This window comes from Terriglobales bacterium, from assembly GCA_035567895.1.
In the GTDB taxonomy this organism is placed as follows: domain Bacteria; phylum Acidobacteriota; class Terriglobia; order Terriglobales; family Acidobacteriaceae; genus Gp1-AA112.
The window spans coordinates 1-2271 of the sequence record DATMPC010000115.1 but is presented as its reverse complement, the minus strand read 5'-3'; the positions used below and the strand labels follow the sequence as shown (position 1 = coordinate 2271).

Annotated in this window: 3 protein-coding genes; 2 read left to right on the top strand and 1 reads right to left on the bottom strand. The window is 54.6% G+C overall.

What is annotated here, in order from left to right; all coding sequences use genetic code 11:
• Positions 1-500 (bottom strand): hypothetical protein (locus tag VNX88_24970; GenBank protein ID HWY71943.1); only part of this gene is annotated, 500 nt, incomplete at its 3' end.
• Between the two features lie 180 nt (positions 501-680).
• On the opposite strand from VNX88_24970, the gene VNX88_24965 reads away from it, so the two are divergent.
• Complete coding sequence (locus VNX88_24965) at positions 681-1544, top strand: medium chain dehydrogenase/reductase family protein (GenBank protein HWY71942.1); 864 nt, start codon at positions 681-683, stop codon at positions 1542-1544.
• 278 nt (positions 1545-1822) lie between these two features.
• Positions 1823-2271 (top strand): hypothetical protein (locus VNX88_24960; GenBank protein ID HWY71941.1); only part of this gene is annotated, 449 nt, incomplete at its 3' end.

The window sequence follows — 2271 nt, the reverse complement described above, 5'->3', positions numbered from 1 at the left end:
ACGCTGTTCCAGGTGACGTCGGCGAACTTCGAGGATATGCGGCCTCGTTTGGGATCCATAGGAGCCAGGAACTGGAAGTCTATCTCCAGCGCCGTTGCACCCTGTGGCACCTCGAGATGGAATGCGTGCATGTTCACGCGGTCACGCAGCCAATGGATGTGTTTTCCATTCGCAATGATAGCCAGGCCCGCAAGTTCGCCTACTGGATTGGAAGGCGAATGCGTCCCGGGTAGCCATTCAGGGTAGAGCAGCGTAATGTCGTGGCCTTTTACTGGAATCATCTCATGCACATTGAGCACGCGACCCGTGACATTGCTGACGTCGACGAGCAGCGAAATCGTGCCGGGATAAGGCGCGTCCGACGGAGGAGCAATGAGCGGAAGCAGTGGCACTGGCGATGGACTAGATGTTTTTTGCGCACGCACGGTTGTTGTTAGGGCAAAGCATAAAATCGCGAAGACCGCTGTCGTACCTCTATGATGGAAAAATGAATGTGGCATGCAATTCCTCCGAACCCAACGAACTATCGACTTGGGGAAACTAGGAGATGATTAAATAACTCGGCTGAAATCCTACGTCGCGAGAAACGCTCAAGTCAATCAAGGCTGAGGAGTTGGTAGGTTTCAGTGGGAGAGTTGGCGCGGCAATTGTATTGATCGAGGGGCTCGGTTGAATATTCAATTGTTTCAGGGTCCGACGTTAACATGCGCCGTGGCACTTATCCTTTTCAGAGAAAGGCCCCACTCACACCGGGTTACAGCGTCCTCGGCAAGGTGCGCGTCAACGGTAAAGGGTGTACAAAATTCAAAGTCGGCGATCGCGTTGCGTGTCTTTCAAAATACGATGGCCAAGCTGAGTTGATCAACCTTCCCGAACGATTTCTTGTGGATGTTCCCGGGGGAGTTGATCTGAAGGCTGCTGTCTCTCTGGTACTCGACTGGGGCACGGCTTACCAGATGCTGCACCATGCCGCTCATATCCAATCCGGTCAGAAGATCTTTGTTCATGGTTTGAGTGGCGGGGTGGGAGTGGCGCTCCTTAGTCTCGGACGGATTCAAGGAGCTCAAGTCTTCGGCACAGCTTCATTATCTAAGCACGAGGAGCTTGGCAAACTTGGGGCTGTTCCCTTCGATTATTCCAACAAAAATTGGATCACCGCCATGCAGGAACTAGGCGGAGTAGACGCGGTCTTCGATCCACTCGGCTTCGAAAGCTTTGACGAGTCCTACGCTGTCCTGCGGAAGGGAGGCATCCTAGTGGGTTACGGCATGAACCTCCCAGCATTGACGAAGAGAGCTCGCCCTTCCCCGTTTCCAGCGATCCTCAAACTATTGTCCAAGAATCTGTTCTTCTGGTCTGGCAAACGAACCACGTTCTTCGGCCTCCGCCGCTCGTCGAAGAACTTCATGCCTGACCTGGAGTTGCTCTTTGAATGGCTTAGGTCCGGAAAATCTCCGTGCCGATCAAGGCTACCTTCAGGCTTGAAGAAATTCAGAAGGCACATCGGGAATATGCCAGCAGTTCGCGCATGGGCTCGATTGTGATCGAGATTAGCCGATAGTGGCTGCGAGGCCATCACCCAGGCGATAACACGGGCATTCAAGTCAACGAGCTATCAGTTGACTTCCCAGTATCAATCTCGTGATTCAATCACATTGCGACGGCATCCACCACGTGGCGTGCCCAGAACTTGTTCGAAAGCCTTACCTTCACCTCGGGATAAATGTATCGCCTTGCCGCAGAGGTACATCAAATCGGATGATTCGAATAGCGCCTTGAGGCCCCTCGGCCATATCCACAACACGACGGCATGGAGCAAAGAATGAGAGTTGAGCTCTTTCCACCCGAATCTGTCACAGAGCCGCGGCATTGGGTGCGACATGATCAGGCTTTCGCGATGATGTTGGGGCGCGGCTCGATTGAGTGGGGCTCGCGGCGTTCCGCGATGGAAAAGTTCGACTACGCAGCGGGCGATTTAGCACTTTGCGACCGTCATGTGGGAGAGTGGGTTGCACTCATGGCCACACCGCATCTGCAGCTCGGTATTTCCGATGCGCCACTGATGGCCGCCTCGGACGGAGCTTATGGCGAGGTAGAACTGCGCCCACAGCGCAAGTTCGCGGACCCCCGCCTGCGTGCGCTGGTTGCGGCGGCTCATGCGGAGATGGTTGCTGGGTTTCCGAGCGGGCGACTGTTTCTGGATTCCATTGAACAGGCGATGGCCGTAACGCTCGTCAATGGTCATGCAGTAAGGCACCGTCCTGTGCAGAT